The sequence below is a fragment of the Leucobacter sp. M11 genome (assembly GCF_035726885.1).
In the GTDB taxonomy this organism is placed as follows: Bacteria; Actinomycetota; Actinomycetes; order Actinomycetales; family Microbacteriaceae; genus JAPFRB01.
Map to the genome: position 1 here is coordinate 418,838 of NZ_JAPFRB010000004.1, position 3,042 is coordinate 421,879.

Annotated in this window: 4 protein-coding genes; 2 read left to right on the forward strand and 2 right to left on the reverse strand. The window is 70.2% G+C overall.

What is annotated here, in order from left to right; translation table 11 throughout:
* Positions 1-826: helix-turn-helix domain-containing protein (locus tag OOT08_RS14060; RefSeq protein ID WP_325093416.1), on the forward strand; the 826-nt coding region annotated here is incomplete at its 5' end.
* Here the strand turns inward: OOT08_RS14060 and OOT08_RS14065 are convergent.
* Together OOT08_RS14065 and OOT08_RS14070 are read right to left on the reverse strand one after the other, a co-directional pair.
* Positions 760-1,161 (reverse strand): VOC family protein, encoded by a 402-nt coding sequence (locus OOT08_RS14065; RefSeq protein WP_325093417.1) that lies wholly within the window; start codon positions 1,159-1,161, stop codon positions 760-762. The genes OOT08_RS14060 and OOT08_RS14065 overlap by 67 nt on opposite strands.
* Positions 1,162-1,280: 119 nt before the next feature.
* On the reverse strand, positions 1,281-1,928 hold the full coding sequence (locus OOT08_RS14070) for a TetR/AcrR family transcriptional regulator C-terminal domain-containing protein (protein WP_325093418.1): 648 nt from the start codon (positions 1,926-1,928) through the stop codon (positions 1,281-1,283).
* 153 nt (positions 1,929-2,081) lie between these two features.
* Between OOT08_RS14070 and OOT08_RS14075 the strand changes: the two genes are divergently transcribed.
* On the forward strand, positions 2,082-3,042 hold a 961-nt coding region (locus tag OOT08_RS14075; RefSeq protein ID WP_325093419.1), incomplete at its 3' end, for an APC family permease.

The following is a 3,042-nucleotide window of genomic DNA, read 5'->3' on the forward strand; positions in this document are numbered from 1 at the left end:
CGGCGTTGCCCTCCGGTCGCGCGCACTTCCCAGGCCCCTGGGGGAGAATATCCGGGTGTACGAAGAACAACTGACCGGCTGGGGCGCGACCCTGTGGCGCTCGGCGGGCGGGGCCGCCGAGCCGATCGCCGCCGACGGCAGCGCCGATCTGATCCTGCGCGGGGATGCGCTCTGGCTGGCCGGGCCGTCGACCCGGTTCCTGCTCGGCACCGCTGACGCGGGCGTGTCGACGGCGGGGGTGCGGCTCGCGCCCGGCTCGGCCGCGGCCCTCCTGGGGATCCGTCCGGACGAGGTGCGCGACGCGCTCCTGGACCCGAAGGACGTGCTCGCCCCGGCGCAGGCGTCGGAGCTGGGCCGCTGGCGGGACTGGCTGGCCGCCGCGCGGGACACCCCGCGGCTGGCGGACGCCCTCCCCGCCGCGCCGCCGATCGCTCCGGGACGCGGCGGGGAGCTGGCCCTGGCCCGCGAGTTGCGCTGGGCGGCAACGGTGCGCCGGGCGGCCGCCCAGGCGCTTCCCGTCGCGGGCGCCGCGGCGGCGCTCGGGCGCTCGGAGCGCCAGTTCCGCCGGGACATGACCGCGCGCTTTGGCTACGGCTACGCCGCCCTCACGATGATCGTGCGGGCCCAGGCCGCGCTGCGCCTGATCGACGCCGGGCATCCCCTCGCGGAGGCGGCCGCCCGCGCGGGCTACGCCGATCAGCCGCACCTGAGCCGGGACTTTGCCCGGCTGGTGGGTCGTCGGCCCAGGGCGCTGGCGGGTTACGCCTCCGGCAGGGCGGCGAACAGGTCGATCGAGTTGCCGTCCGGGTCGAGCACGGTCGCGTAGCGCTGGCCCCAGTGCGCGTCCCACGGGGCGACGTGCCCGGTGACTCCGGCCGCGATGAGAGCCGCGTAGGCCCGGTCCACCTCGGCCGGGGCACCCTGGTCGAAGGCGAGCGCGATGCGGTGGCTGCCCGTTGGCACCGTGTAGTTCGGGTCGAAACCGCGGATGACCTCCACGGTGTCCCAGGCGAGGGTGACGCCGTCGGCGAGGACGACGTCCACGTGCGGCGCGGTTTCCGCCCCCTCGGGCACGGGCACGCCGAGCGTGCGGTAGAAGGCGAGCGAGGCGCTCATGTCGGAGGTGACGATGCCGATGAATCCCAGTCGTAGTGTGCTCATGCTGTCAGACTACGCGCGCAGGGCGCCCCCGGTCGTGAACATTTCGGCCAGGTTTTCGCCGCGTCTGGCGGCAGAATCGACGAAAACCTGGCGGGCGAGCGGGTGAGTGGGTGAGCGGGTCACTCGGGGGAGAGCCCCCGCACCAGGGCGGCAAGACCGACCTCGAAGGCGTGCTCGGCGTGGCCGCGACCCAGCCGGGCATCCTCCGCGTCCCGCGCATCCACCGCCTGCACAAACTCCGGGGCGGTTTCGGTGTCCCCCTTCGGGCTGAGGTTATCGGGGTCGGCGAGCACGTCGAGGGAAGAGCCGACGATGAAGGACTCGACCGCCACGATGGCGGGCACGATCTCCTTGAGCGGCCAGCCGCCGCGCTGCATGCCGCGCACGACGGGCTCGTACATGCGCAGGGAGCTCGGGTTGCCGTCCATCGGGATCGTCGCCAGGAGCGTGATCACGTGCGGGTTGCTCGCGAAAGCGTCGCGGTAGGACCGAGCCCAGGGCACCATTGCCTCGCGCCAGGGCAGCGTCTCGAACGCTGAGGAGTCGATGTTTGCGGCGATCTCCATCCGGATCAGGTTGACGAGATCGCGGCGGTTCCGGACGTGTTTGTAGAGGGCGGGGGTCTGGACGCCGAGGTGGCCCGCGAGGCGCGCCATCGTGAATTCGTCCGCCCCGGTTTCGGCGAGTACGGTGAGCGCGCCGGAGATGATTCCTGCTTGGGAAAGGATCGGGGTGCGGGGGCGACCCCGGGGCCTGGGGGAGGGCATGCAATATTCCTTCGTCGATGAGGGGGACTTTCAGTTTAGTGTGACTTATAGTTAACGACGTTAACTTCGATGTCCGAGGTTGATGAGTCCCCCCACCCCCTCAACGGGCGTTCCCCGCACAGTCGCGGCCGCCCCAGGAAGGCTGTCACAACGATGTCTGACCAGCTCCTCGCGCCCGCAGCAGGCGCACCCGTTCAACTGCGCAGAGTCCTCGGCCTGCCCGCGCTCGTGGCCTACGGCCTCGCGTCGATGGGTATCCTCGCGGTCTTCACCGTCTACGGCTCCGCGACGAAGATCAGCGACGGGCACCTGCCCGCCGCCTACATCGTCGCGGTCGTGGCCATGATCTTCACGGCGCACAGCTACGGCAAGATGGCCCAGGCGATCCCCAACGCGGGCTCCGCCTACACCTACACCTCCCGGGCCTTCGGCCGCGTCATCGGCTTCTTCACCGGCTGGACGATGCTGCTGGACTACCTCTTCCTGCCCATGATCAACTTCCTGCTGATCGGGCTCTACATGAACAGCGCCTTCCCGAACATCCCCGCCTGGATTTTCACGCTGTCCAGCATCGTGCTCGTGCTCGGCTTCAACATCCTCGGCGTCACCTGGGTCGAGAAGATGAACTTCGTCTCGGTCGGCGCGGCCATGCTGCTCGCCGTCGCCTTCGTGATCCTCGCGATCACGAACGCGGACAACCTGACCCCCGAGGTCATCTTCGGCGGCATCATTCCTGGCGAGGGCGGCCTCAGCCCGATCTTCGCCGGCGCCGCGGTCCTCGCCCTGGCCTTCCTCGGCTTCGACGGCATCTCCACCTTGTCCGAGGAGACCCGCGACCCGCAGAAGAACATCCCCCGCGGCATCATGATCGCGACCGTCCTCGCCGGGCTCTGCTTCTTCCTGGTCGCCTGGGCCGGATCTATCCTGTACCCGGACTGGACCCAGCTGCTGAACCTCGACGCCGCGGGCACCGAGATGATGGAGAAGGTCGGCGGCACGGTCATGGTCTCCGCCTTCCTCGTGATCTACATCGTCGCCACCGTCCTCTGCGGCACGGCCGCCCAGATGAGCGTCAGCCGCGTGCTGTTCGCGATGGGCCGCGACGGCATCCTGC